The 25,785-nt window shown below is 62.4% G+C and carries 21 protein-coding genes; 5 read left to right on the plus strand and 16 right to left on the minus strand.

The window, feature by feature from the left end; genetic code table 11:
- Positions 1-102: 102 nt before the first annotated feature.
- From queG to AB8717_RS00720, 3 genes are read right to left on the minus strand one after another with little or no spacing between them, the layout of a single operon-like run.
- Positions 103-1,257: a tRNA epoxyqueuosine(34) reductase QueG gene (gene queG, locus AB8717_RS00710; RefSeq protein WP_443749108.1), complete on the minus strand. Its 1,155-nt coding sequence runs from the start codon at positions 1,255-1,257 to the stop codon at positions 103-105.
- Between the two features lie 9 nt (positions 1,258-1,266).
- Positions 1,267-1,965, minus strand: a complete 699-nt coding sequence (gene fzlA / locus AB8717_RS00715; protein WP_443749109.1) for an FtsZ-binding protein FzlA — start codon at positions 1,963-1,965, stop codon at positions 1,267-1,269.
- Entirely contained in the window at positions 1,962-2,939 is a 978-nt protein-coding gene (locus AB8717_RS00720; RefSeq protein ID WP_443749110.1) for a cation diffusion facilitator family transporter, read from the minus strand. Before AB8717_RS00720 ends, fzlA begins: the two co-directional genes overlap by 4 nt.
- Before the next feature lie 196 nt (positions 2,940-3,135).
- Here AB8717_RS00720 and AB8717_RS00725 point away from each other — a divergent pair, with 196 nt between their 5' ends.
- Together AB8717_RS00725 and AB8717_RS00730 are read left to right on the plus strand one after the other, a co-directional pair.
- Positions 3,136-4,350 (plus strand): citrate/2-methylcitrate synthase, encoded by a 1,215-nt coding sequence (locus tag AB8717_RS00725; protein ID WP_443749111.1) that lies wholly within the window; start codon positions 3,136-3,138, stop codon positions 4,348-4,350.
- A 76-nt stretch (positions 4,351-4,426) separates the two neighbouring features.
- Positions 4,427-5,233 carry an undecaprenyl-diphosphate phosphatase gene (locus tag AB8717_RS00730; protein WP_443749112.1) on the plus strand — a complete coding sequence of 269 codons (807 nt, stop codon included), beginning with the start codon at positions 4,427-4,429 and terminating at the stop codon, positions 5,231-5,233.
- Positions 5,234-5,362: 129 nt separating this feature from the next.
- Here AB8717_RS00730 and AB8717_RS00735 read toward each other — a convergent pair whose 3' ends face one another.
- From AB8717_RS00735 to AB8717_RS00745, 3 genes are all read right to left on the minus strand, one after another.
- Positions 5,363-6,316: a complex I NDUFA9 subunit family protein gene (locus AB8717_RS00735; RefSeq protein ID WP_443749113.1), complete on the minus strand. Its 954-nt coding sequence runs from the start codon at positions 6,314-6,316 to the stop codon at positions 5,363-5,365.
- Between the two features lie 198 nt (positions 6,317-6,514).
- Positions 6,515-7,681 carry a nucleotide sugar dehydrogenase gene (locus AB8717_RS00740; protein WP_443749114.1) on the minus strand — a complete coding sequence of 389 codons (1,167 nt, stop codon included), beginning with the start codon at positions 7,679-7,681 and terminating at the stop codon, positions 6,515-6,517.
- A gap of 195 nt (positions 7,682-7,876) precedes the next feature.
- Positions 7,877-8,779: a UTP--glucose-1-phosphate uridylyltransferase gene (locus AB8717_RS00745; protein WP_443749115.1), complete on the minus strand. Its 903-nt coding sequence runs from the start codon at positions 8,777-8,779 to the stop codon at positions 7,877-7,879.
- Between the two features lie 291 nt (positions 8,780-9,070).
- Here AB8717_RS00745 and galE point away from each other — a divergent pair, with 291 nt between their 5' ends.
- On the plus strand, positions 9,071-10,048 hold the full coding sequence (galE, locus tag AB8717_RS00750; protein ID WP_443749116.1) for a UDP-glucose 4-epimerase GalE: 978 nt from the start codon (positions 9,071-9,073) through the stop codon (positions 10,046-10,048).
- Here galE and AB8717_RS00755 read toward each other — a convergent pair.
- The 9 genes from AB8717_RS00755 to AB8717_RS00795 form a co-directional block, all read right to left on the minus strand.
- Positions 10,045-11,046, minus strand: a complete 1,002-nt coding sequence (locus AB8717_RS00755; protein WP_443749117.1) for an acyltransferase family protein — start codon at positions 11,044-11,046, stop codon at positions 10,045-10,047. The genes galE and AB8717_RS00755 overlap by 4 nt on opposite strands.
- Entirely contained in the window at positions 11,030-12,751 is a 1,722-nt protein-coding gene (locus AB8717_RS00760) for an AMP-binding protein (protein WP_443749118.1), read from the minus strand. Before AB8717_RS00760 ends, AB8717_RS00755 begins: the two co-directional genes overlap by 17 nt.
- A 17-nt stretch (positions 12,752-12,768) precedes the next feature.
- Positions 12,769-14,277 (minus strand): lipopolysaccharide biosynthesis protein, encoded by a 1,509-nt coding sequence (locus AB8717_RS00765; protein ID WP_443749119.1) that lies wholly within the window; start codon positions 14,275-14,277, stop codon positions 12,769-12,771.
- Position 14,278: 1 nt separating this feature from the next.
- A complete protein-coding gene (locus tag AB8717_RS00770) occupies positions 14,279-15,481 on the minus strand; it encodes a glycosyltransferase family 4 protein (RefSeq protein ID WP_443749120.1) in 1,203 nt (400 codons plus the stop codon).
- Positions 15,478-16,656, minus strand: a complete 1,179-nt coding sequence (locus AB8717_RS00775) for an acyltransferase family protein (protein WP_443749121.1) — start codon at positions 16,654-16,656, stop codon at positions 15,478-15,480. Before AB8717_RS00775 ends, AB8717_RS00770 begins: the two co-directional genes overlap by 4 nt.
- A gap of 106 nt (positions 16,657-16,762) precedes the next feature.
- Complete coding sequence (locus AB8717_RS00780; RefSeq protein ID WP_443749122.1) at positions 16,763-18,142, minus strand: O-antigen ligase family protein; 1,380 nt, start codon at positions 18,140-18,142, stop codon at positions 16,763-16,765.
- Positions 18,099-19,274, minus strand: a complete 1,176-nt coding sequence (locus tag AB8717_RS00785) for a glycosyltransferase (protein WP_443749123.1) — start codon at positions 19,272-19,274, stop codon at positions 18,099-18,101. Before AB8717_RS00785 ends, AB8717_RS00780 begins: the two co-directional genes overlap by 44 nt.
- Positions 19,264-20,265 carry a glycosyltransferase family 2 protein gene (locus AB8717_RS00790; RefSeq protein ID WP_443749124.1) on the minus strand — a complete coding sequence of 334 codons (1,002 nt, stop codon included), beginning with the start codon at positions 20,263-20,265 and terminating at the stop codon, positions 19,264-19,266. The genes AB8717_RS00785 and AB8717_RS00790 overlap by 11 nt, the downstream gene beginning before the upstream one ends.
- Before the next feature lie 68 nt (positions 20,266-20,333).
- Complete coding sequence (locus AB8717_RS00795) at positions 20,334-21,341, minus strand: NAD-dependent epimerase/dehydratase family protein (RefSeq protein WP_443749125.1); 1,008 nt, start codon at positions 21,339-21,341, stop codon at positions 20,334-20,336.
- Positions 21,342-21,649: 308 nt separating this feature from the next.
- Between AB8717_RS00795 and AB8717_RS00800 the strand changes: the two genes are divergently transcribed.
- Both AB8717_RS00800 and AB8717_RS00805 read left to right on the plus strand, forming a co-directional pair.
- A complete protein-coding gene (locus tag AB8717_RS00800; RefSeq protein WP_443749126.1) occupies positions 21,650-22,810 on the plus strand; it encodes a glycosyltransferase in 1,161 nt (386 codons plus the stop codon).
- A 459-nt stretch (positions 22,811-23,269) separates the two neighbouring features.
- On the plus strand, positions 23,270-24,832 hold the full coding sequence (locus AB8717_RS00805; RefSeq protein WP_443749127.1) for a hypothetical protein: 1,563 nt from the start codon (positions 23,270-23,272) through the stop codon (positions 24,830-24,832).
- Here the strand turns inward: AB8717_RS00805 and AB8717_RS00810 are convergent.
- Positions 24,829-25,707, minus strand: a complete 879-nt coding sequence (locus AB8717_RS00810) for a glutamate racemase (protein WP_443749128.1) — start codon at positions 25,705-25,707, stop codon at positions 24,829-24,831. The genes AB8717_RS00805 and AB8717_RS00810 overlap by 4 nt on opposite strands.
- Between the last annotated feature and the right edge of the window lie 78 nt (positions 25,708-25,785).

Consider the following 25,785-nt stretch of genomic DNA (forward strand, 5'->3'; position numbering starts at 1 on the left):
AGGAGCGTTCGCGCATGTTTCTCCTCCCTACGCCAACGGCGTGGGCGAGGGTGAGCGCAGCCGAAGTATAGCTTCGGCAAGCGCAAGGAAGCGGTGGAGGGGTCAACCGTCAGAGTCATATCGCCCCTCCCATTCGTAGAGCACGCTGTCGTCGGTTTCGCCCGGCAGTCGTCCGGCCTTCAGTTCGACGAAGGCCTCCGTCGAAAGCCCCTGCCGCAACGCCCACACCGCCGCTCCCCGCACCACAGCCGCCTCATCGCCAAGGCTATTCATCAGTACGCTGATGATTTCATCATCCGGCACCGACTTGGCCGCATTCCCCAGCCCATAATGGACATTGCGCAAAAACGCCGCCCGTCCGATGCGCTTGATCGGCGATTTGCGGAACAGCGTCCGGAAGGCTTCGTCGTCAAGCCGCGCCAGGTCGGTCAGCTTCAAATTCGTAAAGCCGTCGCGCGTTTGTAATCGCGTCTCATGCGTCGCCTCGGCGAACTTGTTCCACGGGCACGCCGCCAGGCAGTCGTCGCAACCATAGACGCGATTGCCCATCTGGTGGCGGAACCGCTCCGGCCACGGCCCGCGCAGTTCGATCGTCAGATAGGACAGGCACTTGCGCGCATCCAGCCGGTACGGACCGACAAAGGCGCCGGTCGGGCAGATATCCAGACACGCCCGGCATGATCCGCAATGATCGACCTCGGGCGCATCGCCGGTCACGACCTGATCGAGCAGGATAACGCCCAGGAACAGCCAGGAACCGAAGTCGCGCGACACCAGGTTGGTGTGCTTGCCTTGCCAGCCGAGGCCGGCCAGTTGGGCCAGCGGCTTTTCCATCAGGGGCGCCGTATCGACGAAGACCTTGAGTTCGCAACCGGTCTTGGCCACGATCAGCCCGGCCAACTGTTTCAGCTTGCCCTTGATCAGTTCGTGATAATCGTCATTGCGGGCATAGACGCTGATATTGGCGACGTCCGGCCGCGTCAGCCCGTCCAACGGGTTTTCCGCCGGACCGTAATTATAACCCAGCACCAGGGCCGACTTCGCAGCTGGCCACATATTCCGCGGGTGCTTGCGCCGTTCCAGCGTTTCTTCCATCCACGCCATGTCGCCGTGGAATCCGGCCTCGACAAAGGCTTCGAGCCGGCCGGACGCCGCCCATACGTCCGGCAAGGGCGCAAAACGCGCGGCCGAAAACCCCAGCGCCGCCGCCTCGGCCCGGATCAGGGCGGCGAGGTCCACGGCAGGTTTCGCGGACACGCCCATTGTCTAGAAGTCTAGCTCTTTATAGTGCGCCGACGCCGGCACACCCGGCATCTTGTCGTTGAGCAGCGGGCGGAAGCAGGGCCGCGACTTGATAACCATGTACCAGGTCTTGAGCGCCGGATAGCGCGCCCAGTTGACCTCGTCGAGATAGTCGAGGACGCTCAGCTGGCCGGCGCAGGCGAAGTCGGCATAGCTCAGCGAATGGCCGGCCAGCCAGTTGCGCACCTGAAGCAGGCTTTCGAAATAGCGCAGGTGGTCCTTCAGTGCTTCGCGGCCGGCGCGCATCGACGCGATGTCCGGCGCGCCACGGCCCATCAGGCGTTTTTCCATCTTTTCATGGAGCAGCAGGGCGTTGACCTCGTAATCGAACTTGCGCTCGAACCAGCCGACCAGGCGGCGGGCTTCGGCGCGTTCATTGAGGTTGGACGGCCATAGCGCCGGATCGCGCACCGTCTCTTCCAGGTGCTCCATGATGGAGCGGTCTTCGCACACCTTGTGCGTCTGGCCGGTATTGCCGGGCTCCGGCGTCTCGACCAGGATGGGCAGAAGGCCCGACGGATTCAGGCGCAGGACGGTGTCGGACGGTTCCCAGTAGCGGACGTGGATTTCCTCGAACGGCAGCTTCTTTTCACCCAGGGCCAGGCGCACGGCGCGCGAATGCGGGTCGAAGGCAAAGTGGTAGAGCTGGCGGGTATAGGTCATGCCTGTCTTTCTGCCGTGGCCGGCCCGGAAGCACCTCCGGATTCGGCCTCGTGAACGTCGCCACCGTGAAACACGCCGGCGTGCGGCTCGGCAAGTCCCTTGGGATCGGGATGGATGATTATATCCGCATTCGGATAGACCTCAATCAGTCTGTTCTCGGCGGCGATGATAATGGTGTGGGCATCGGCCAGGCTGAGGCGCGGGTCGAGCTCGACATGCATCTGGATCAGGATCCACGGTCCCGCCAGGCGCGTGCGCAGCTCATGCAGCCCCAGAATCCGCGGGTCGGTCATGACGACTTCGCGGATGTGGGCCACGGCATCGTCGGGCAGGGCTTCGTCCATGAGGTGGGTCGAGGCTTCGCGGAAGACGCCGATGGCCGTCCACAGGAACCAGGCCGCCATGACGAAGCCGGCCAGGGGGTCGAAGATCGGAAAGCCCGCCGCGGCGACGACGACACCGATCAGGCCGATGATATTGGTCACGAAGTCGGTGAGATAGTGCATGCGGTCGGCGGACACGGCCACCGACTGTTCGTTTTTCAGCGCGCGCGTCTGTACCGTTACCAGCACGAAGGTGAGGACCAGCGAAAGGACCAGCACGGCGATCGACCAGGTTGACGCCCGCGCCGGTTGGGGATGCAGAAGGATATGGAGGCAATCCTGCATGATCAGCGCGCCCGAGGCGAACAGCAGGGCGCCCTGGAAGAGCGCGCTGAAGGCTTCCGCCTTGCCGTGGCCGAACGGGTGTTCCTTGTCCGGCGGCGTGCGGGCATAGCGCACGGCGAAGAAGGTGATCAGCGACGCCAGCAGGTCGAGGCCCGAGTCGGTCAGCGAGGCCAGGATCGCAGGCGAACCCGACAGCATGAGAACCACGGCCTTGGTCGCGACCAGGACCGCCGACACCGTGACGGACAAGGCCGAAGCCAGGGCGACGTGGCTGGCCGCTGTTGAAGGAGAGGTCGGGGCGCTCATGGCCTCGTCTTACCATGCATGACCCTGCGCGCAAGCCTGGAAGACGCACCGGACGCGCGAATCGCGAGGTGTCGCAAAGCTGTTAATAAGCGGTAAACCGCCATGGATTTTTGTAGCAAACGCGCCTACATCGAGGATCGGAATCAATCTTGATAATAATCGCCGCAGCATGCGGCGTATGCCACAGGACAATGCCATGTCACGTGTCTGGATCAGCCGTACGGAGGCGCTGAAGCGCCTCGACGTCAAGCCGCAAACCCTCTACGCCTATGTCAGCCGGCAGCGCATCGCCGCCAAGAGCGATCCCACGCATCCGCGCAAAAGCCTTTATGCGCTGGACGACGTCGAACGGCTGTCGCGCCGGGCGCCGGGCCGTACGGCGGGCCAGGTAACGACACCGGCGTCCGCGCCGGTGGTGTCCCTGGGCGGCGGTACGGTGACGCGCGGCGAGGCCGCCATCGACACGGAAGTTTCGATCACCGTCAATGGCCGGCATTATCTTCGCGGCCGCGATTGTCTGGAGCTGGCCGAGGGTGAGAATTTCGAGGCCGTGGCGGCGCTGCTGTGGCAGAGTCCGACCCCAAATCCCTTCGGCCCCCTGAAGCCGCGTCCTGACGTGAACTTCCCCGGCGGTCCGCGCATGCGCGTATTGTCGATGCTGGCGCGCCGCCTCGAAGAAGATGCCATGGCCGAATTCCATTCGGATCGCGATCTCGGCATCGAGGCGGCCGGCCTGGTCAACGAAATGGTCGATTCCATCACCAATGGCGGGCCGCGCCTGTTCTTCCACCAGCGCCTGGCGCGCGCCTGGAAGGTCTACGACAACAAGGATATCGACCTGCTGCGCCGGGCGCTGGTCCTGTCGGCCGACACCAGCCTGGACGAAGCCACCCTGGCCGCGCGGGCTGCCGCGGCGGTGCAGGGGCCTTTGGCCATTCCGTTGAACGTCGCCTTTGCCACGATGACGGGCCCGAAGCTGGGCGGGCGCATTTCGCGCGCCGAGCTTTATGTCACCCAGGTTCGCCGCCAGGGCAATCCGCAGCTGGTGGCGCGGACCCTGATGAACCAGGGGCTGGAGCTGCCGGGCTTTGAAAAGGATCCGTCGCCGTCCGAGCACCTGCGCGCGCGCAACCTGATCGAGGCGGCGCCGCATATGGGCGAGGACCTGAAGGCCATCCTGAAGGTCGGCGAGGACATGACGGGGCAGCCGGCGGGCATGTCGCTGGCTTTGGCGCTGATCGGCCGTCACCTCGACCTGCCGCGCGAGGCGCCGATGACCTTGTACGGCATCGGCCGCAGCGCCGGCTGGCTGGCGCACGCCATCGAACAGATGCACAGCGGTTCGGGCCCCAAGGCGCGGTTGCGTTATATCGGTGTGGCGCCCAGGGTCGTGGCGTCCGAGCTCAACTGAGAAATTTCGCAGCGCACCAATTAACAGCGCCGGAAATATGCTTTATGACCCGTGATATCGTAACGCGGGGATCATCATGCATTATCTGTTGTCGGTGCTGCTGGGCATCATCGAAGGGTTGACCGAGTTTCTGCCGGTTTCGTCGACGGCGCACCTGCTGATCGCTGAAAAGCTCATGGCCTTCCAGGATCCGGGTGGCAATTTCACCGTCATGATCCAGCTGGGCGCCATCCTGGCCGTGGTCATCCTGTATTTCGCCAAGCTATTCAAGGCGGTCGTCACCCTGCCGACTTCGGCGGAGTCGCGCCGGTTCGCCATCAGTGTCCTGGTGGCCTTCTTTCCGGCCGTCATCATCGGGGTGGTGGCCAAGAAGTCGCACCTGATCGACTTCCTGTTCGACAATATTCCGGTCATCTGCGGTGCGCTGATCGTCGGCGGGGTCGCGTTGTGGGCGGTCGACAAGTACGCCAAGCCGCCGGTGCATCACGACTCGGCAAAGCTTGACCTGAAGACGTCGCTGATCATCGGCCTGTTCCAGTGCCTGGCGATCATTCCGGGCATGTCGCGGTCGGGCTCGACCCTGATCGGCGCCATGGTGTGCAAGGTCGACAAGAAGGCCGGTGCGGAGTTTTCGTTCTTCCTGGCGATCCCGACCATGCTGGGTGCGTTCGTCGTGGACTTCGCGGAAAGCCACAAGCTCCTGACCTCGGATCAGTACAGCTCGATCGCCATCGGGTTCGTCGTGGCCTTCCTGGCGGCGCTGCTGGTCATCAAGCCGTTCATCAGCTTCGTGCAAAAACGCGGCTATGGCTTCTTCGCCCTGTGGCGCGTTGTGGTGGGTGTTGCCGGGCTGGTGTGGTGGTTCGGCTTCGCGCACGCTTGACGAATGGGGTGTGGGGTCCGCGACCCCACATCTTCTATGACCCAAAGAAAAAGCCAGGCCCAAAAGGCCTGGCTTTTTCTTTGGGTATTAAAGGCATTGGGGCCGCAGGCCCCAAACCCCATTCGTCAATCAGGCTGCGACGGCAAACTGCCCATTCTTGCGGAATCGCCACAGATAGGTCGGCACGATCGACTCGACCGCCGTGGCGGCGATACCGAGGTCTTTCAGGCCCTTGGCGCCCTTGGCGACCACATTGTCCTTCTGCAGCATCAGCACCTGGTCGGTCGTCAGCGGCGGACGGATCGGCGTGATCGACAGGATATTGCCCACCAGGCCGATAGCGCTTGCGGCCGCGAACGGCAGGTAGACCAGCGGGCGCGGACACATGACTTCCTGCGCCGTGTACTTGATCAGGTCCTTGAACTCGAACACTTCGGGGCCGCCCAGCTCGTAGGTCTGGCCGTAAGCCTTGGTGTTGCCGACCGTGCGCGCGACCGCCGCGGCGACATCGGCGACATAGACCGGCTGGAACTTCGTGTGGCCGCCGCCTATCGACGGCATCAAGGGCAGGCTCTTGATCTGGATCGCAAGGTTGGTGAAGAAGCTGTCCTGGGGACCGAACATCACGCTGGGACGCAGGATGACCGCATCCGGGATAGCCTTGCGCACGCCGTCTTCGGCGCGGCCTTTCGAGGCATAATAGCTGGACGACGACTTGCCGTCGGCGCCGATGGCCGAAACCTGCACGAAGCTGCGGATGCCGCGCGCGGCTGCCAGGCGGGCCACAGCGTCCGACGCCTGGCGGTTGACGCCTTCGAAGCTCTGCGACAGGCCCTGGTACATGATACCGACCAGGTTGACGACGGCGTCAGCGCCCTCCAGCGCACGGCTGATATCGGCTTCGCGTTTGACGTCGCAGCGCATGACCTGGATCTGGCCGACATCGCCCTGCAGGCGCAGGTCATAGGCTTGGGTCGGGCGACGGACGGCGACGCGAACGCGCCAGCCCTGACGGGCCAGGGCGCGCACCACGTGCTTGCCGGCAAAGCCCGAACCCCCGAAAACCGTGACAACCTGCGTCATGTGCATGTTCCCTGAAATCATACTCTAGGCCGGGATAGCGCAAGGCTTTCGCGACTGCAATGGATTATCGCGGACACACTGTAATTCTCCGGCGTCAGCCGGCAAGCGCGACTGCGCGCCCGAGCATGTGCGAGGAGCCATGCGGCGCTTGAGCTGAAAAAAAGACTGACATCGGACTCCGTGAAACGGAGACCGATGTTAGTCCGCGCCGAACAGGTCGCGCGTATAGACCTTGGTCTCGACGTCGCGAATATCGTCCGAGATGCGGTTGGCGACGATGACGTCCGACATCGACTTGAACGCATTGATGTCGCGGATGATCGGCGAGTTGAAGAAATCGTCGCCCTGGAAGGCGGGTTCATAAATCACGACCTCGACACCCTTGGCGCGGATACGCTTCATGATGCCCTGAACCGACGAATCGCGGAAATTGTCAGAATTGGTCTTCATGGTCAGGCGGTAGATGCCCACGGTCTTCGGCTTGCGCGACAGGATGCTGTCGGCGACGAAGTCCTTGCGCGTCGTGTTGGCGTCGACGATCGCCTTGATCATGTTCTGCGGAACCTTGGAATAGTTGGCCAGCAGTTGCTTGGTGTCCTTGGGCAGGCAGTAGCCGCCGTAGCCGAAGGACGGGTTGTTGTAGCCCTTGCCGATGCGCGGATCCAGGCTGACGCCCTCGATGATCTGCCGGCTGTCGAGACCGTGGGCCTCGGCGTAGGAATCGAGCTCGTTGAAATAGGCGACGCGCATGGCGAGGTAGGTGTTGGCGAACAGCTTGATCGCTTCGGCCTCGTCGCAATTGGTGAAGAGGATTTCGATATCCTTCTTTTCGGCGCCCTGGCGGAGCAGGTCGGCGAAGATGCGGCCGCGTTCCGAACGCTCGCCCACCACGATACGCGACGGGTAGAGGTTGTCGTACAGCGCCTTGCCTTCACGCAGGAATTCCGGCGAGAAGATCACGTTCTCGGTATCCAGCTCCTTGCGGACGCGGGCCGTGTAGCCCACCGGAATGGTCGACTTGATGACGATGGTGGCCGTCGGATTGATCGGCTTGATCGTGCGGATGACCGCTTCGATCGTCGAGGTGTCGAACTGGTTGGTGTTCGGATCGTAGTTGGTCGGCGTAGCGACGATGATGTAGTCCGCGCCGCCGAAAGCTTCCTGGGCGTCGAGCGTCGCCTTGAAGTCCAGCTTTTCGTGCGCCAGGAAGTGCTCGATCTCGGCATCGACGATCGGCGACGTCTTGTTGTTCAGCATCTCGACCTTGGCCGGCACCACATCGTAGGCGACGACCGTATTATGCCGCGCCAGCAGCATGGCATTGGACAAACCCACATAACCGAGGCCCGCAATCGCAATCTTCATTTTCGCTCCACGCGTTCAATCGTGCCCGGCATCCCCGCCGGGCCGTGTCAAAAATCATATCGGGTAAATACGCGCCCCGACCGCTCGTGTCTTTTTGGCACGGACGCGCCAAAAGAACAACTGGTTGCGCCGCAACATAACACGTCGCCCCGTCGTGCGGCAGGCCCTGCAAAGGGCCTGCCAAAACGGTAGTCCTTACTCGGCCGGTTCAGCCGTGCGCTCTTGCGCAAAGAAGGGCGTCAGGGCATCGCGCGCCGCCGCACCCAGTTGCGGATGTTTCAGGGCGAGAGCGACATTGGCCCTCAGGAGGCCGATCTTGTCGCCGCAGTCGTAGGTGACGCCGTCATATTCCAGCGCGTGGAAGCTTTGCGTCGTCATCAGGCGCGCCATGGCGTCGGTCAGCTGGATCTCGCCGCCGGCGCCGCGTTCCTGCGAGGCCAGAAGCTCGAAGATTTCGGGCTGGAGGATGTAGCGGCCCGACACGATCAGGTTCGACGGCGCCGTGCCCTTGGCGGGCTTCTCGACCATGCCGGTCATCTTGTTGAGGCGGCCGGACTGCGTCTCCAGCGCGACGACGCCGTATTGGTGCGTCTGGTCGTGCGGCACCGGCTCGACGACAATGATATTGCCGCCGACACTTGCCTGCGCGTCGATGGCTTGTTTGAGGGCAGGGACGTCAGCGTCCATCACCATGTCGGGCAGCAGCACGGCGAAGGGTTCGTCGCCGATGATGTCGCGGGCGCACCAGACGGCGTGGCCCAAACCATGCGGCTGCATCTGGCGCACGAAGCTCATCTGGCCGGCCTGCGGCAGTTCGCTCAGCAGTTCGTCCAGGATGGCGGTCTTGCCCTTGGCGGTCAGCTGCGCTTCGAGTTCGAGCTGATGGTCGAAATAGTCTTCGATGGCGCCCTTGTTGCGGCCGGTGACGAACACGAAATGCTCGATCCCCGCAGCCTTGGCTTCGGCGACGACGTAGGACAGGATCGGACGGTCCACCACGTTCAGCAGTTCCTTCGGGACGACCTTCGTCCCCGGAAGAACCCGCGTTCCCAATCCCGCAACCGGCACTACCGCCTTGCGTACCCGCTTCAATGACACGATGAAACTCCTGAATCCAAAATGGTGGCTGGTAAAAAATCGCTACTGGAATCCAATACTGATCCCTTGCCCGCAAGCTACTTTGTTGCGGCGCAAAATTCAATCGGGAAACCGACCGGGATCGTGCTACGCCTGCCTGTGTGGCACGGCGGCACTGGCAAGAAGTGTGCCGCCGCTACGTTTCGGAAAAATTAATGGAAAAATTTGCCAACCCCATTTCACATATGTCCGGGATGGTTATTATGTGCGCCGCATCGTGGCGGGGGCGTCGCAGCAAAAACGGAGACGGGAATGACGGCGGTACTGGTAGCAGGTGGTGCGGGGTTTATCGGGGCGCAGACCTGCAAGGCGTTGTCGCAGGCGGGCTACCTGCCGGTAACGCTCGACAACCTGGTGACGGGGTACGAAGCCGCCGTCAAATGGGGACCGCTGATCAAGGCCGATCTTCGCGACCGCGAAGCGATCCTCAAGGCCATTTCGGACCACAAGATCACCAGCGCCATCCACTTCGCTGCCTACAGCCTGGTCGGTGAAAGCACGAAGAACCCGGCCAAGTACTACGACAACAATGTCGGCGCCGCGACGGCCTTTGCCTCGGCCCTGGTCGAGGGGGGCGTTGAAGCCATCGTCTTTTCGTCGACGGCGGCGGCCTACGGGATTCCCACGGTTACGCCGATCCCCGAGGATCATGTGCTGGCGCCGATCAATCCTTACGGCGGCAGCAAGATCGCCTTCGAACAGGTCCTGCACTGGATGGGCCAGGCGCATCCGCTGCGCCATACCATCCTGCGCTATTTCAATGCCGCCGGCGCCGATCCTGACGGTGAGATCGGCGAAAGCCACGACCCGGAAACCCACCTGATCCCGTTGATCTGCCAGGCGGCGCTGGGCACCGGCAAGCCGCTGACCGTGTTCGGTACCGATTACGACACCAAGGACGGTACGGCCGTCCGCGACTATATCCACGTCGTCGACCTGGCGGCGGCGCACGTCGCGGCGGTCAAGCGCCTGCTCGACGGCGGTTCCAGCCGCATCTTCAACGTCGGCACGGGTGAAGGTGTCACCGTGAAGGAAATGCTGACGACGGCGGAAAAGGTGCTGGGCCGTCCGGTGCCGCATTCGTACGGCCCGCGCCGCGAAGGCGATCCGCAGTCGCTGGTGGCCGACGTCAAGCGCATCCGCGCCGAGCTCGACTGGGAAGCGAAGCACAGCGATCTCGAAACCCTCATCCGTACGGCCGCGGCCTGGCAGGCCAACAAGAAATATTAAGTCAGGGCCGGCTTCATCTGCGAGACCTGGTCCGACACGGACCTGATCCGGTTCCAGGTCTTTTCCAAACCTTCCCAGACGCTCCACAGCACGATGCTGAGGCCGACGCCGAACACCCACATGCCGACGCCGCCTTGCGGTGTCTTTAGGTGCGCCACGCGCTCATAGATCTCGTAAAAGAAGCGGTGCCACAGGAAGATGTTGAAGCTGGCGGCGGCGATGATCGACACCGTCTTGTGCGCGATGGCGGGCAGCGAGATCCGCTTGACGAACAGGAACAACAGGCTGCCGATGCTGAGCGTGTAGGTCACCAGCACGTTCGGCCCAAAGATGGCGAAGATGCTGACCAGGGCGACGCCGGCCATGGCCAGACGCGCGCGTAGCGGCGATCCCGACGGGTCGCTGACGAAGTAGAAGCACCAGCCCAGGCAGAAGTTCCAGAACTGCAGGTGCGGCAGGTGATGCATCAGCGGCACCGTGTCGACATATTGCGGCAGGACCAGCCGGATGACCGCGAAGACGCCGAACACGCCCAGCACCCAATAGGGCTGAAGGCGGCGGCCGATTGCGCCGAGACCGGGAATGAACGACAGGGCGTAGATGATCAGCAGGATCTGCAGCATGACCTGCGGATACCAGGTCGGGTATTTGGACACGCGTTCGGGCGAGAAGAAATTCTTGTAGAACAGCAGTTCCTGAACGTCGAAGCGCTTCAGGAGGGCGAAGAAGAACAGCACCATCAGGAAGCTGGGGATGATGAACGACGCGCCGTAGCGGATCAGCTGATGGCGCATCTGGCCGACGCTCGGCGCGGTCAGCACCAGCTTGGCGAAGTAGTAGCCCGAGATCATGAGCAGTACGTTCATGCCGCCGTCCAGCGAGAAGCCGAGGAATTTCGGCGCATCCGGATTGGCGTGGTTGAACGCCACCAGGCAGATGGCGACGGCGCGCAGGACGACGGCGACGTCGATGGCCTTGAGTTTAAACAGGTGTGTCATATTTCAGGCTTTCGAGTTCGGCGACGCTCAGCTTGTCCCAGTTGTCGGGCAGGAAGCCGAGATATTCGCTGACGGCGAGGCTGGTCTGGACGTAGGACAGGGAATCGGCCGCGACCTGGGCATAGGCGGTCTGGTCGCCGATGTCCTTGGTGCGCGATCCGCCTAGGAAGATGTCGCGGATGCTGGCGAAACTTTCGTCCTTGATGCTGTAGACATTGAACCAGTTGACGACAAATTCGCGCAGGAAGATGCCGGTCATGCCGACGGTGCGGAGGATCGGACTTGGTTCCTGGTGCAGGCGGATGATGTCGTGTTCCAGCGGATCGGCGCCCTTGCGCTCGACCTTTTCCATGAAGGTTTTAAGCGTCGCGAAGTCGTACTTGCCGTTCGACAGGCGCGGGATGGCGTCGGTGTGCACGACGGCGAAGGCATGCGGCGGAATGTGGAACTCGTCCTGCAGGACCTGCTCGACCGCGGCCTTGCGGTCTTCGGCGACGGTCGTCACGGCGACCAGGCAGGTGTCGTCGCCGGTACAGACGACCTCCATCTCCTGGCTCTGGAAGTGCTGCTGGATCTGGTCGAGGCTGATGCGGTTGCCGAACAGCTTGAGGAAGCGCGAACGGCGGCCAACGATGTAATAGAGGCCGTGGTCGTTGATGGCGCCAAGGTCACCCGTGGCCAGTTCGTTCGGCGTCTCGTCGGTCGAAAGATCGGCCGGTTCCAGCGCATAGCCGATCATGACATTGGGGCCGGCATAGAAGATTTCGCCCTGGACGCCGGGCTCGGTGACTTCGTTGCCGTCTTCGTCGCGGATGATCAGGCGGCCGCCCGGCACGGGCACGCCGATGCAGGTCGGAAAGTCGGCGACCTTTTCCGGCGGCACATAGGCGATGCGCGGCGCGGCCTCGGTCTGGCCGTACATGACATAAAAGCGCTTGCCCAGCGCGTTGCAGGCGGAAGCCATAACCGCCACCTTGTCCTCGGCCAGCTTGCCGCCGGCCTGGGTCAGGTATTCGAGGCTGGGATAGTCGTTGAGGTCGATGCGCTGGCTGAGGATCATCTCATAGGTATAGGGCACGCCCGAGAAGCTCTTGGCGCCGGTCCTGGCCAGCAGCGTCCAGAACTCGGAGTCCATCACCGAGCGGTCGGTCAGGACCAGTCTGGCGCCCGACACCAGGTAGGAATGGACGATCGACAGGCCGTAGGAATAGCTGGGCTTCAGCGTGGTGATTTCGATGCTGTCGCCCGTGATCCTCAGATATTCGGCGATGCTTTCGGCGTTCGAGATCAGGTTGCCCTGGCTCAGCTTGACGAACTTGGGCGTGCCGGTCGAACCCGAGGTCGAGAGCAGGATCGCCAGGTCGGCATGCAAGGCGATCGGCGTGGCGTCGAAAACGTGCAGGCCGTACACGCCGTTGTCGGTGCGGCCGATCAGGTTGGGGCGGTAGATCTCGGCCAGGGCCAGGGCCTTGTCGGCGTCGGCCGGATTGTACGGGAAGACGACGTGGCCGGCGGTCAGCAGCGCCACATAGTGCGACAGCGACGCGATGGTGTTGTCGACCTCTGCGAAGACCAGCTGCCGGCCGGTCCAGGCTTCGGCGAGGCGATCGGCGAGGACGGTCAGGTCGCCGTAGGTCGCGGCGTTGCCGGCTTCGTCCTGCCAGATCGTCCGCTCACGGAATTTTTCGAGAAAGGGTCTGAACATCGGCGTTTGTCTTTCCGTCAGTCCGCGCCCTGGCGGCCGAACTTGCGCAGGAGCTTGGTGCGGATGCCCGCGGTCTTGGCGATGACCTGCGCACGCAGGTCGATCAGGGCCTCGCCCAGCAGGTGGGCCGGCAGGTACAGGAAGAGCGCGGCGGCGACGCCCAGGCCGATCATGCCGCCGACGACATTGGCGACGAAGAAGGACAGGGGCAGGATGCCCGCCGTGACCACGCTGTCGATCAGGAAGATGAGGCCGGCCAGGATGGCGGCGCGGATATGGACCTCGATGACGCGCAGGAAGCTCAGGCCCACCAAGCGCATCGCATAAGCCAGCGACGACAGGTAGAAGATGGTGACGGCCAGGCTGGCACCGACAGCGACCCAGACCGGTCCATGCGGCGCGGCGAGAGCCGAGAAGCCGATCATGGCGGCGGCGTAGAGGCCCTGGCGCAGGGCGGCGGAGCCCGAGCGCTGAAAGGCCACGGTGACGCTTTCCGACACCTTGTAGCAGCAGCGCGGTACCAGGGCGAGGAAGAGTATGCTCATGATCACCGCCGTGTCGGCCCATTTCGGACCCAGCGACACCCAGACGATGAACTGGCTCTGCGCGATGGTCAGGGCGGCGATGGTGGCGAAGAAGGGCACGGCGACAGCCAGGGCGCGTTCCAGCGCCTTACGCGCGCGTTCGGGGTCGTCCTGCATGCGGGCGAAGGCCGGGAACAGCACTTCAGACATCGGCTGGGCCGACACGGTGGTCACCAGGTCGAGCAGCTTCCAGCCGCGCGAATAGAGGCCGAGCTGGGTTGCGCCCAGCATGCGGCCGACGACGCTGTTCGAGCCGGTCAGCGCCGCCCAGTTCAGAATCTGCGATACGGTCAGGAAGCCGCTGGTGGCGAAGACGTGGCCGATGTGCTGGCGCTGGATGAAGCGGTGGTAGGGCATCTTGGCCAGGAAGAGCGCGGCCACCGAGGTCAGGACGGCGACGGCGACCTGGCCTACGGCCAGCGCCCACACGCCATAGCCCATCAGGGCCAGGCCGATGGATACCGGGCCATAACCGATCAGCGAACAGCCGACCTGGTATATGGCGATGGTGCGGAACTGACCGCTGCGGCGCATCAGCGAGTACGAGACGTTGCTGGCGGCGTTGAAGACCAGCGAGGTCGAGGTGAAGCGGATGATGTCCGCCAGGTGCGGCATGTGGAAGAAGCCTTCCAGCCAGGGCGAAATGACCCACAGCACGCCGACCAGTATGGCGCTGAGGATGACCGATAGCCAGAAGGTGGTGGCGATATAGCCTTCGTCGATATCCTTCTTGATGGTCACGCCCATGCCGAAGGCGCCTTCGAAGATGGCGTTCGACAAGGCGATGACCAGCAGCACGACGGCCATGACGCCGAAGTCGTACGGCGTCAGCAGGCGCGCCAGCACCGCCGTAGTGACGAAGGAGATGGCCATGGAGACCAGCTTGCCGATGGCCAGCCAGCGCATTCCGCCCATGACGGCTTCACCCTTGCCCTTGCTCATCTCAGACTGCCTTCGCCATGGGGGTTTCGGACGGGTCGGCCTGTCCCAGGCGCGATTGGTACAGTTCGATATAGGCGCGCGCCACTTCGTCGATGCTGAAACGCTCGAGGATTGTATTGCGCGTCGCTGTACTCAGGGACTGCCATTGGTCGGCGGACTGGCTAAGCGCGGTTTCGATGGCCGCTTCCAGCGTGTCGGGCTGGTTGTCCGCGACGATGAAGCCCGAGCGGCCGGTATCGACCAGGTCGGCGGCGCCGCTGACCGGCGTGATGATCGGCACCACGCCATGCGCCATGGCTTCGAGAAGCGCGTTCGACATGCCTTCGGAGTCCGATGGCAGCAGGAACCAGGCATTGCCGCCGAATATCCGGGCCTTGTCGCTTTCGACGCCGTGCAGGCGGATGATCTCGCTGAGGCCCGCGGCCGTAACGCGGTCTTTCAACATGTCCTTGAGCGGGCCGCCGCCGAAGATGTTGAGACGGGCGTCGGGATGGCGCTTGGCGATGCGCTCGAAGGCTTCGACCAGCTTGACGATGCCTTTTTCATGCTCCAGCCGGCCGGCGAAGGTGAAGTTGCGCGTGCCGTCCGGGCCGGTAAAGGCCGCCATGGAGGCGGGCGGACATTCGACGCCGTTGGGCAGGCGGACGATATTGCCGGCCTTGGCGCCTTCCTTGACAAGGTCGTCGACGATGTCGGCGCTGTTGGCGATATACAGCATGTCCGAGGCGCGGATGGTGTCCGCCAGCCATTTACCCATGGGCAGCTTCTTGCCGCGCAGAAGTTTCAGGTCGAAATGCTCGCCGCCGCGGCCGAGCTTGCCCGAGACGATCTTGCCGAAGGCTTTGGCGAAACGCACGCCTGGAATGCTGTGCAGGCGCAGGTGCTGGATGGCCACCACGTCGATCTGGTCGCGGCGGTCGAAGAGATAGCGGTAGACCTGGCGCCACCAGTGGATCAACGACGGCAGCTTCTTGCCGCCCAGGAACGGCGGCTGTTTGGTCGCGATGCGTACGACCTTGACGCCGTCCTCGACCGTCTCGCCGGCAGCACCGGGGGTTTGTGTCGGTGCGATCAGGGTCGCGGTGTGGCCCAGGCGCTGGAAGGCGATCGCCAGAATGCGCGTGTGCTGCTCGGCACCACCCACCGTATCCGGAAAATAGGACGGCAGCAGCAGGACGATGTTCAGGGGGCGAGGCTGGGTCATGGCTGGGGTTTGGAAACAAAGCCGAACAGCGACTTTCGTACGCGTACGGTCCAGGAAAGAATGGGTATTTCGAGATATCGGTAAACGAGGTAACCAGTCGCGAGGCTGGCGACTATGCAAAGGCCCAGAACGGGATAGGTGCCGATCTTGGCGAGAAGATGAAGCTTTTTGGCGATCAGTATGACGCCGTTGATCGCGAAAATGTGGAACAGATAAAGGCTGAACGAAGCATCGCCGCCGGTGGTGAGTACCCGCGATACAATCGTCTGATCGTCATTGATGCGGATAAAGGCCGCGGCCGCGACCAGAGCAATCGCCAGCGGGAACTCTTCCTGTATGGGGCCGTCTACGGGTACGAAGGCCTGCTTTATACCCACAAGCACGGCAATAATGGCCAGGAAAGCCCAGCTGGGCAGGTTCAGGCGTTGCGGTATCACCTGGTGCAGGTAGGAAATGAGAGCGCCGGCCAGGAACAGCAGAATGATCGGCTTCGACAGATAGTGCGGGGCGGTGGCCTGCGGCGTGAAGCCATGCAAGGCGGCGACCAGCACGAAAGCTGCAGTACAGGCCAGGGTAATCGAGCGCGTGTTCAGGAAGATGCAGGCGCCGAACAGCACGTAGAAGAACATCTCGTAGTTCAGGCTCCAGCCGAGCGCCAGCACCGGGCTCATTTCCTGGTCACCCGGCCTCGGGTAGGGCACGAAACCGTAGGAGGCCAGGACGTGCAACGGATCCATGGCGGCATGGTTGACCTGCGACGAGAACAGGGTAGCCGCGCACAGGAAAAGGGTCGTTGCGATCCAGTACATCGGCGCGATACGCAGAAAGCGTTCGACCAGGAATTTCCACCAGTACCCTGGGGTCTTCAGTCGCGGCTTGGCCAGCGCATGCATGATGAAGCCGCTGATGACGAAGAAGATCTTCACTCCGAAAACGCCATCCACGGTCAGGTTGGTTATGCCGAAATGACCTTTGGCGGCAACCTGGTCGACCTCATGTATGCTGTGCTGGAACACAACCATCAGTGCCGCGACGATGCGAAGGTACTGAATGCTGTGAATCTTGTCTTTCGTGCTTTTGGCGGGTGCATCCGGCTGTGCGGACGCGGCCTTCGGCGTCGCCTTTTGCCGCGCGGATTCGGCGGGCACCGCAAAAGTCTGTGCCTCATCGTTCATCCGCGCACCCGCACGGCTATCATCTGGTTATGGAAGCCACTCATGGGAAGCCGCTGTAAAACAATATTAAATTAGATAGTAGTGCCGGTGGGTGACCGCCGGTTTGTCATGGTCTTTGGGCGTTCAGGCCCGCAGGCGCCAGCCTGGGGCGGGGCGCGGTCAACCGTCGCATCGCGTCGCTGAACTTGACCCGCTTGATGCTGCGGCCGAAAAATTCCGGCAAAAGCGCGATAATGATGAAGGCTACGAAAGCGCGTTGCCCGCCGCCTTCGTAATAGTTCGAAATGAAGACGACGATCATCGCCATAAGATAGGCCACGGCGGTCCGGCGTGAGAGGCTGCGGCGGTTCAAAAGCAGCCACAAAAGGCTACGCAGCCATGGGATGCAGTAGATGAACAGGCCGACGAAGCCGTTTTCCACGAGCGTTCGCTGGAATTCGCCATGGATGCCGAGGCGCATGTAGCCCGGCAGATAGGGACCCCAGGCGTCGCTCAGGTAAGGCAGGAAGCCGTCCGTACCGACACCGAACAGAGGATGCTGCTTCACCAGGGGTACGGACAGACGGTTGACGAATTCACGCTGCAGATCGCTCGGGGAATTGCCCTCTTCGTTCATGACAAGCTGGGCCAGCGTCATGTTCTTGACGCCGTTGCCTTCGGTGAGCGAGGTGAACTGCCGTATCAGGTAAGGGTTGGCGATGATCGCGGCTGAAAGCGCTACGGCCATTACGGCACCGCCCGTCGCGGCCACCAGAACGTTAAGGTATCCGCCGTAGATGGCGAGGCCGACACAGATCAGATAGGCAATCTGCGCCTTGCGCTCGCCGCTGAAGATCAGGATCACGCCCAGAAGCGCAATGCCGGCATATTCCAGGATCGTCGCCTGCCGTTTGGCAAAGATCATGTACCCGAAGATGATCGGCAGGCCGAAATTGAACATCGTCTTGGAGGCTTCAAGTTCCTTCCAGCCGGTGAGATAACCGTGGGAAATATGCCAGATCACGACGTACGCGATCATACCGATGGCATACAGGAAGAAGTAAAGCTTGACCGCGTTCCAGTTGAAGCGTGGGGCCGCCAGGGACACCGCCCAGGCAAAGACCACCATTTCAACCCCTTGCAAGCCTTCACGAACGAAGGTCTGTGTGCCAAGTTTCAGCGCGCCGAAAGCCAAAAGCGCGAAAAACGCAGCGATGATCAACAGGTTGAAGCTGAAGCGAAGACGGCGTGCAAAGACCGAATATACGATATAGGCGAGCGCCGCCGGAAACCCGATAATGTCGAACAGACGGATCTTGCCGCCGATATGAAACTGAAATTCGACGAATAGCGAGGCTAAGGCTATGCACAGCAATGCCACCAGGCCGTCTTCGATCGACCATGTCGCTCGAACGGGCTTGCGGAAGGTGGGGATGTTGGCCGTCAGCATAGTCGAAACTCTCTCAATCCAGTCGCGCCAGGGCGTCAGGAGCAGCCTGCCGGACATGATGCACGGCTTCCGCAACGCCGCACAGGCGCCGGCTCACCGTCGCCAGCCGTTCACGCATGGCCGCTTCCGAATAGATCCGTGCCATGTCGCGCGCGGCCGTTGTGCCAAGACGTTCGCGCAAGGTCGCGTCCTGCAACAGTCTTGCCAGTCCCTGTTCCAGGCCGTCAAGATCGCCGCGCGCCATGACCAGCCCGTTCTGTTCCGGTACAAGATAGTCCTTCAGGCCGCCCACCGGCGTGCATACCGAAGGAAGACCCGTCATCAGGGCTTCGGCGGCGACGATACAGAAGCCTTCCTCGTCGCTGGGGTTGACGAACAGATCATAATCGGCGGCGTTTCCCCACCAATCCTTGACGAAACCCTTGAAGAGCACGCGGTCGCCAAGGCCCAGCTCCGCGGCCAGGGCCTCGAGGCGCCCCTGCTCGGGCCCTTCGCCGAAGATCGACAGGCTGAGATCGTGGCCCTTTTCGATCTGGCGCGCCATGGCCTCGAGCACCAAGTCGTAGCGCTTGCGGGCAATCAGCCGGCCGACGGCCAGAAGGCGCACAGGCGAGCCCAGGGTATAATCCGACTTGGTCCGGACATTGGCCGGGCGGATGAACAAGGGAATGACGGTCTCGACGCGGCCGGGCTTGGGTGTGTAATAGGCGCGCGTTTCGACGAGGGTCGATTCACAGTCCGCCCAGACCTCGTTGACGCGGCCCGACAGGCGCTTCAGCAGGCCTTCGTACACGTTTTTGAGCTTGCCGGCCTCGAGTTGGGCGATGTGTTCGAAACCGACACACCAGATGCCTGGAAAGAAGCCCAGGACGAAGCGGCCGGCGATATTGCTCTGCTTGAGCGACAGGATGGCGACCTTGGGCCGCCAGCTCATCACCACCCCGAACAAGCGAAGGGTCCCGATCAGCAGGCTGGGCAGGGTCAGTTTCGGGGCGTTCGACACCAGGGTAACGCGGTCGGCGCCGATACGATCGCACAAAGCGTCGTAAAGCGTGCCGTTGCCCTTCATGAAGGCAAAGACGCGAAAATCGGCGTCCTTCATGAAGCCGTTGTCGAGGATGGTCAGCAGCCCCTGCTCGGCGCCGCCGCGCATGAAGCCGTTGATAACGTACAGAACCCTACTGGCCATAAGCGACCTGGCCTTCGCGGCGCGCGGCCGCTTTTTTCTTCATGGCGCCCAGCGGCAGGCCAAGGCGATGCGCCCAGAAGCTGAGTTGCGCGCGCCACGACAGCGGCGACAGCTGGACGGCCAGGCGATAGAAACGGCCGGCCTCGGCGTCGCTGCCCAGTTCGACCGCCGTGTTGCCGAGCTTGCGCGCGCGCTCGGACAGGCGGCGCGGCACCAGCGGATAGAGCCGTGGGAATCGCGCGGCCAGGTGGAAAGCGACGAACGCATGATGCGCCATCATCTCCTGGCGCTTCGCCGTGATCGAATTGGCGTGCACGCGCTTGAGCAGCAGCGGCTTGTCGATGCAGCAGAATTCGCAGATATCGGCCATGCGGCCGTAGAATTCCGTATCCTCGAACACCTTGATCCTGGCGTCGAAGCGGCCGACCTGCTCGAACAGGTCGCGGCGCACCAGGATGGTCGACGGGATGATCGGGCCTTCCTTCAGGAAGTAGTCGCGCAGCAGGTCGGACGAGCCGCCCAGATCGTTGACGTGCGCCACCATCCGGTTCTCGGGGTTTTCGTTGTCGAACTGCAGGTAACCCGAATAGACAAGTCCGGCATTCGGCCGGGCGCCGATGGCCGTGACCTGGTGTTCAAGCTTGTCCTCGGTCCAGATATCGTCGCCGTCGAGAATGGCGATCCAGTCGGAGGTACAATGGTCGGCGGCGAGGTTGCGCGCCTTGGGCAGGCCGTTGCCGCCGGAATAGATGACCTTCAGCCGCGAACAGCGCGCCTCCAGCCCTTTCAGAATCTCGAGCGTATCCGGGCGCGATCCGTCGTCGACGACGACGATGCGCTCGACCAGGTCATAGCGGCTCTGGTTGATGATGCTGTCGATCGCCGCCGTGATGTACGGGCCTTCATTGTAGCACGTCATGATCACGTCGACCGTCGGCCCCGCCGTCGTGCGGGGCGCGGTCGTCACCGATGTATCTGCGACCGTATCCATGGAATCGTGCAATCGAAGTCCGAACTGATGTCAGCGATAGAGTTAGGGCGAGACGGGTTAAGAACCCGTCACGCGTAGGTCTTCTTGAACCAGGTGCAGAACGATGCCACGCCTTCACCGACCTCGATAGCCGGCTTGAAGCCCGTCAGCGACTCCAGCAGCTTGGGGCTTGCGAAGGTGCGCGGCACGTCGCCCTTTTGCATGGGCAGCATGTTGCGCGTCAGCGGAACGCCCAGCGTTTCCTCGACCGTGTCGATGAAGGGGAGGAGGCCGACCGGGGTTCCGCCGCCGAGATTGACGACGCGGTACGGCGCTTGAGGAGAAAGCGTGTCGTTGACGCCGTCGGCGTTGACGCGGTTGTCCTCGGCCGGCACCACGTCCATCAGGCGGACGATGCATTCGACCAGGTCGTCGATATAGGTGAAGTCGCGTTGCTGCTGGCCTTCGCCGTAGACGTCGATCGGCTCGCCCTTGAGGCCGGCCTTGGCGAACTTGAACAGCGCCATGTCCGGACGGCCATAGGGACCGTAGACCGTGAAGAAGCGGAACGCCGTCGTCGGCAGCTTCCACAGGTGCGAATAGGAGTGCGCCATGACTTCCATCGACTTCTTGGTCGCGGCGTAGAGCGTCATCGGCTCGTCGGTCTTGTCGCTTTCCTCGAACGGGATCTTGGCGTTGGCGCCGTAGACGGACGAGGTCGAGGCCAGCATCAGGTGGCGCGGCTTGAACAGGCGCGCGATCTCGAGGACGTTGAACGATCCGACCAGGTTCGAGTCGACATAGGCGCGCGGGTTTTCGATCGAATAGCGCACACCGGCCTGGGCGGCCAGGTGGATGACGATCTCAGGCTGGCAGGCTTCGGCGGCGGCCGTCAGCGCCGGCATGTCTTCCAGCATGGCTTCGGTATGGGTGTATTCCGGATAGGCCTTCAGGATATCGCGACGGCTGTGCTTCAGCGACAGGTCGTAATATTGCGTCATCCCGTCATAGCCATGGACCGTATGGCCGTCGTCGAGAAGGCGTTTGGCCAGGTGGAATCCGATAAAGCCGGCCGTGCCCGTAATGAAAATCCGCATGCTTCAGTGCTCTTAATCTATGACAAACGCAAAAATCTTCAGACGCAGCGTAATGAACAAAAAATCTTAATAACCCGCCACTTGCTGAAAAATTTCAGGCTTTGGCCGGTTCGCAGGGTGAAACAAATATCGACGCCCGCACCCCCGCTTGCATCCGCCTAATTCCCTATCATAATTTTGCTGCAAAGCAAAAAAAATTTGCCGCCTTATGATCGGGACGGTAAGATCACTTAAAAGGTCATGTGCTTATTTTGCGCGGACTGCGACCTTTTTTCATTTTGAATTGTCCATTTATTCGGGGGTTTCGATTGTCATCGACCTGGAAGATTGCCCACGTCATTACCCGCTGGCTCAAGGCCGGATCGGAAGAAAACACGCTGGCCACATGCGTGTACCAGCTCAAACAAGGCCATGAGGTCACGCTGATCTATGGCGAGGAGTACGATCCCGTCTTTCTCGACAGCCTGCCCAAGGACCTGAAGCGGCTCCAGGTTCCGAGCATGGTGCACAAGATCGATCCGGTAAAGGATCTGCAATGCACCATGGACCTGCGCAGGATCTATCGCCAGGAAGGCTATGACGTCGTCCATACCCACCAGAGCAAGGCCGGTATCGTCGGCCGTTTCGCCGCGGCTGGCCTCAGGAAGCCGGTGGTCGTGCACACCGTCCATATTGCACCCTTCCTGAGCGTTTCAGGCGCAGCAAAAACGGTCTACCTTGTGACCGAACAACTGGGCGCCAAGCTCAGCGACCGTATTATCAATGTCAGCGAAGGCATGAAGAATGCCTGTCTCGACCACAAGGTGGGTACGCCCGAACAGCACGTGGTCATCCATTCCGGCATGCCGATCGAAAAGTTCCAGGCCGCCGAGCCTCCGGCCGACTGGCGCACGCGCATCGGCGGCTGGCCCGAGGGACCAAAGCCCAGGATGATCCTGATGCTGGCGGCGTTCGAACCGCGTAAGCGCCAGAAGCAGCTGATCGAAGCCATAGCGCCGATGCTCAAGGACCGTTCGGACGTGTGCCTGATGTTCGGCGGGCAGGGCACCATGTTCGAGGACTGCAAGGCGCTGGTCTCGTCGCTGGGCGCCGAGGACAAGATCCGGTTCCTGGGGTACGATGCCAATCCGCAGAGCCTGGTCGCCATGGCCGATGTCTGCGTGCTAACCTCTGAACGCGAAGGCCTGCCGCGTGTGGTGGTGCAATATCTTGCCGGCGGCAAGCCCGCCGTGGTGATGGACCTGGCCGGGATCGACGAAATCGTGACCGATGGGGTCAATGGCCTTGTCCTGCCGGCGGACGATTTTGCCGGCTTCAGCCGTACGCTGCTGTCTACCCTGGACGATCCGGCCAGGCTTGGCCAGTTGGCCGAAGGCGCGCGCCGGACCAATGTGTCGAAATGGGCGGTCGAGGAAATGGGCAAGCGCATCAGCGAGGCTTACGACCACGCTATACGGCGCCGCGCCTGAGGGCGCGGCCCGCCTCCAAATGCAACCGGGCAACCCTTACCGCCGCGACATAGTGTTCGCGGCGGTGCGTCCGGCCTTTAACTTTCGCTTAACTCTGACGGACGTTATTTTATATCAGCGATCGTCGGCGCCGCGGCGATCGAAATCCTTCAAATAGTCTGTATGTCTTCTATACACCTTCTATATATTTGACGGCGTTTAAAGTCCAAGATGTGGGAGTTTCTGTATTTTGTGCGCCAACACGCGTATAATTTTTCGTGCCGCCACTTTTACACTTCATTTCAGGCGTTTTATAATGTCGGGGACGGGGGAGTGTGATATCAGCACATCCGCCAGGTTTAGTGTTGTGGCGCCGCCGGGAAGCGGAATGCCTCGTTGAGGTTTTGCATGTCGTCCGACAAGGATATTTTCGGGAAGCTCAGCCTTTCCACTTCGTTTCTGAATCGCCGTCAGGCGCTCATGGGTCTGACCGGTCTGGCGGGAGGGACGGTTCTTCTGTCGGCCTGTGGCGGCGGGGGAGGCGGCGGATCGTCGCCGCAGCCGTCGAGCGGCGCTTCGTCTTCCAGTTCGTCGTCGAGCAGTTCGTCGTCGGTGACGCCCGCGCCCCAGTACCTGTCCGATCTCTCGACGGCGCCCGCCGCGGCCTATGCGACGCGCAAGGTGGTTGCCACTTACGCGGGGCCGGCGTTGCAGATCTATGTCGGCACGACCCTGACCGACCTCAACTTCACCGGCGACGATCTCGATGTGTCGGCCCTGGCCGACGGCCGCTACGAGGTCCAGAAGTGGTACGATCAGTCGGGGAATGCGCAGCACCTCAAGGGCGGGACGTCGCAGCGCCCGCACCTGTACATCCGCACCGGCCATCGTCCGTGCGTCATCTTCGCGGACAACGAGTTCATGGATGTTCCCGCCGCGGTCAAGCTGAACCGCGGCAATATGGCCGCCTTCATCGCCGCGCGTTTCATCTGGCAGTCCGAGACGCCGACCCATGCCTTCCATGTCGGCAACATCGCGACGGCCGTGCTCAAGGTCGGCACCTGGCTCGACCGGACGAAGCCGGAAACCCTGCATCTCGTGACGGAAAGCGCCACGACCGTACCCTCGTCGCCGTCGCTGCTGCCGACCTGCACCCCGTGCCTTGTGGGCATCAACAGCAGCGGGTCGGGTGTAAGCCTGCGCCGCGATGTGGCGACCGAAACCCTGTCGGCCCTGCCGTCCCTGACGCTGGCGGGCGGTCAGCTCGGCAACCAGAGCCCGACCTTGCCCGAGACCACGCGCCAGGACGTCTTCGGCTTCGTGCTCTACAGCACCGCCCTTTCGGCCGCCGTCGAACTGGCGGCCGCGGAAGTCATGACGCAGAAGCTGAACCTCAACAGCTGGACGCCGACGCACAATATCCTGGTCATCGGCGCCAGCACGGTCAAGGCGCTGGCCTCGACCAACAATATCGGCCTGACGCGCGTCATCCACGACAATTTCGCCAACAGCCCGAACATCTGGATCCGCAACGTCGTGTCGCATGACACCCTGTCCGCTGACGCCGGCACGATCCTGGCCGTATACAAGCGCTACTGGAATCAGACATCGCCCTATCTGAACGTAGAGCCGGCGGCGACGCACAACATCCTGTATTGCTGGCTGGGCGGCAACGACATCCGCTGGCTCAACGACACGCCGGCCCATGTCGAAAGCCTGCTCAACCAGTTCTTCAATATCCCGGCGGGCAACGGGCCCAGTCTTTCGGCCCAGGGCTGGACGGGCACGGTCTGGTCGACCGTCCTGCCGCGCGTGCCGCTGGTCGCGGCCTTCGATACCGGCCGTCGCCAGCTCAATATCGACATGAAGACGATGGCCGGGAACACCACGATTTGCGATGGTGACGCCCAGACGGCCACGGGCGGCGCCTTGCAGGGCTTCCCGTCGGACACGTCCTTGAGTTATGACGGCACCCACCTGACCGAGAAGGCCTATATCCTGCTCGGACCGACGGTTAAGGCCTCGATCGACAGGGCGTCTTAAGCGGTCAGGGAACGGGGCGCAGTGCTCACGGCCTCGAAGGTCAGGGGGGCGCCCCAGAAGGCTTCGATCAGCGTCGATTGCGATTTCGGTGCGCCGGTGGTGAAGAAGGCGCGGCGGCCGCTGTTTCCGATATCGTAGTCAGGATGGCGCGTAACATAGTCGCCAAGCGCCTTCGCGACCGAGGGCGGCTGGTGGATGATCGGCGTGCCTTCGGGGAGCGCCGCGCGGAACAGCTCGGCCACCAGCTCATAATGCGTGCAGCCCAGGATGGCGCGGTCGGGAAAACGTCCGATGCGCAGACGCAACGCCTGGACGTGGGCTTCGATCTTGGCCTTCAGCGCCTCCTGGCCAGCGCCCTGCTCGATCATGTCGGCCAGGCCCGGACAGGGCTCAGTGAAAACCGCCAGATCCTGGCGGCGCTTGTCGATTTCGATCTCGTAGACGCGGCTGTTGGCCGTGGCCCTGGTGGCGAAGATGCCGATGACGTCCAGCTTCTCGATCTTGGGGCCGCGGCGCTCGGCCTCGTGCTCCCACGGCAGCCCGGTGGCGGCCTCGATCGTCGGCACGATAATGCCCAGCACGTTGACGGGGCGGCCATAGGTCTTGCGAAACTGGGCCAGCCAGGTCGATTGCAGGCGGCGCAGCGCCACGGCCGAGGCGGTATTGCAGGCCAGTACGACCAGGGAGGCGCCGGCGTCGAACAGGGTTTCGCAACCCTGGCGCGTCAGCTCGACGATCTGCTCGCCGGTTTTGTCGCCATAGGGCGTATTGGCCTGGTCGGCCAGATAGATGAAATCGGCTTGAGGCAGGCGGTTGACGAGCGCGTGGTGGATGCTTAGTCCGCCGACGCCGGAATCGAATACGCCGATGGCCATGAGTTGCGTTTCCGGGGGTTAAAGAATCTTAACTTTACGGGCCTTTCCAGGCGCCTAATGTGAATCCCTACTCGCTTT

This window comes from Asticcacaulis solisilvae (assembly GCF_052327315.1).
GTDB lineage: Bacteria > Pseudomonadota > Alphaproteobacteria > Caulobacterales > Caulobacteraceae > Asticcacaulis > Asticcacaulis solisilvae_B.

Excerpts from the sequence above, each read along its gene's own strand:
- fzlA (WP_443749109.1), bottom strand. The coding sequence starts at position 1,965 with ATGACCTATACCCGCCAGCTCTACCACTTTGCCTTCGACCCGCATTCG.
- AB8717_RS00720 (WP_443749110.1), bottom strand. The coding sequence starts at position 2,939 with ATGAGCGCCCCGACCTCTCCTTCAACAGCGGCCAGCCACGTCGCCCTG.
- AB8717_RS00725 (WP_443749111.1), top strand. The coding sequence starts at position 3,136 with ATGTCACGTGTCTGGATCAGCCGTACGGAGGCGCTGAAGCGCCTCGAC.
- AB8717_RS00730 (WP_443749112.1), top strand. The coding sequence starts at position 4,427 with ATGCATTATCTGTTGTCGGTGCTGCTGGGCATCATCGAAGGGTTGACC.
- AB8717_RS00735 (WP_443749113.1), bottom strand. The coding sequence starts at position 6,316 with ATGACGCAGGTTGTCACGGTTTTCGGGGGTTCGGGCTTTGCCGGCAAG.
- AB8717_RS00740 (WP_443749114.1), bottom strand. The coding sequence starts at position 7,681 with ATGAAGATTGCGATTGCGGGCCTCGGTTATGTGGGTTTGTCCAATGCC.
- galE (WP_443749116.1), top strand. The coding sequence starts at position 9,071 with ATGACGGCGGTACTGGTAGCAGGTGGTGCGGGGTTTATCGGGGCGCAG.
- AB8717_RS00755 (WP_443749117.1), bottom strand. The coding sequence starts at position 11,046 with ATGACACACCTGTTTAAACTCAAGGCCATCGACGTCGCCGTCGTCCTG.
- AB8717_RS00760 (WP_443749118.1), bottom strand. The coding sequence starts at position 12,751 with ATGTTCAGACCCTTTCTCGAAAAATTCCGTGAGCGGACGATCTGGCAG.
- AB8717_RS00765 (WP_443749119.1), bottom strand. The coding sequence starts at position 14,277 with ATGAGCAAGGGCAAGGGTGAAGCCGTCATGGGCGGAATGCGCTGGCTG.
- AB8717_RS00770 (WP_443749120.1), bottom strand. The coding sequence starts at position 15,481 with ATGACCCAGCCTCGCCCCCTGAACATCGTCCTGCTGCTGCCGTCCTAT.
- AB8717_RS00775 (WP_443749121.1), bottom strand. The coding sequence starts at position 16,656 with ATGAACGATGAGGCACAGACTTTTGCGGTGCCCGCCGAATCCGCGCGG.
- AB8717_RS00780 (WP_443749122.1), bottom strand. The coding sequence starts at position 18,142 with ATGTCCGGCAGGCTGCTCCTGACGCCCTGGCGCGACTGGATTGAGAGA.
- AB8717_RS00785 (WP_443749123.1), bottom strand. The coding sequence starts at position 19,274 with ATGGCCAGTAGGGTTCTGTACGTTATCAACGGCTTCATGCGCGGCGGC.
- AB8717_RS00790 (WP_443749124.1), bottom strand. The coding sequence starts at position 20,265 with ATGGATACGGTCGCAGATACATCGGTGACGACCGCGCCCCGCACGACG.
- AB8717_RS00795 (WP_443749125.1), bottom strand. The coding sequence starts at position 21,341 with ATGCGGATTTTCATTACGGGCACGGCCGGCTTTATCGGATTCCACCTG.
- AB8717_RS00805 (WP_443749127.1), top strand. The coding sequence starts at position 23,270 with ATGGGTCTGACCGGTCTGGCGGGAGGGACGGTTCTTCTGTCGGCCTGT.
- AB8717_RS00810 (WP_443749128.1), bottom strand. The coding sequence starts at position 25,707 with ATGGCCATCGGCGTATTCGATTCCGGCGTCGGCGGACTAAGCATCCAC.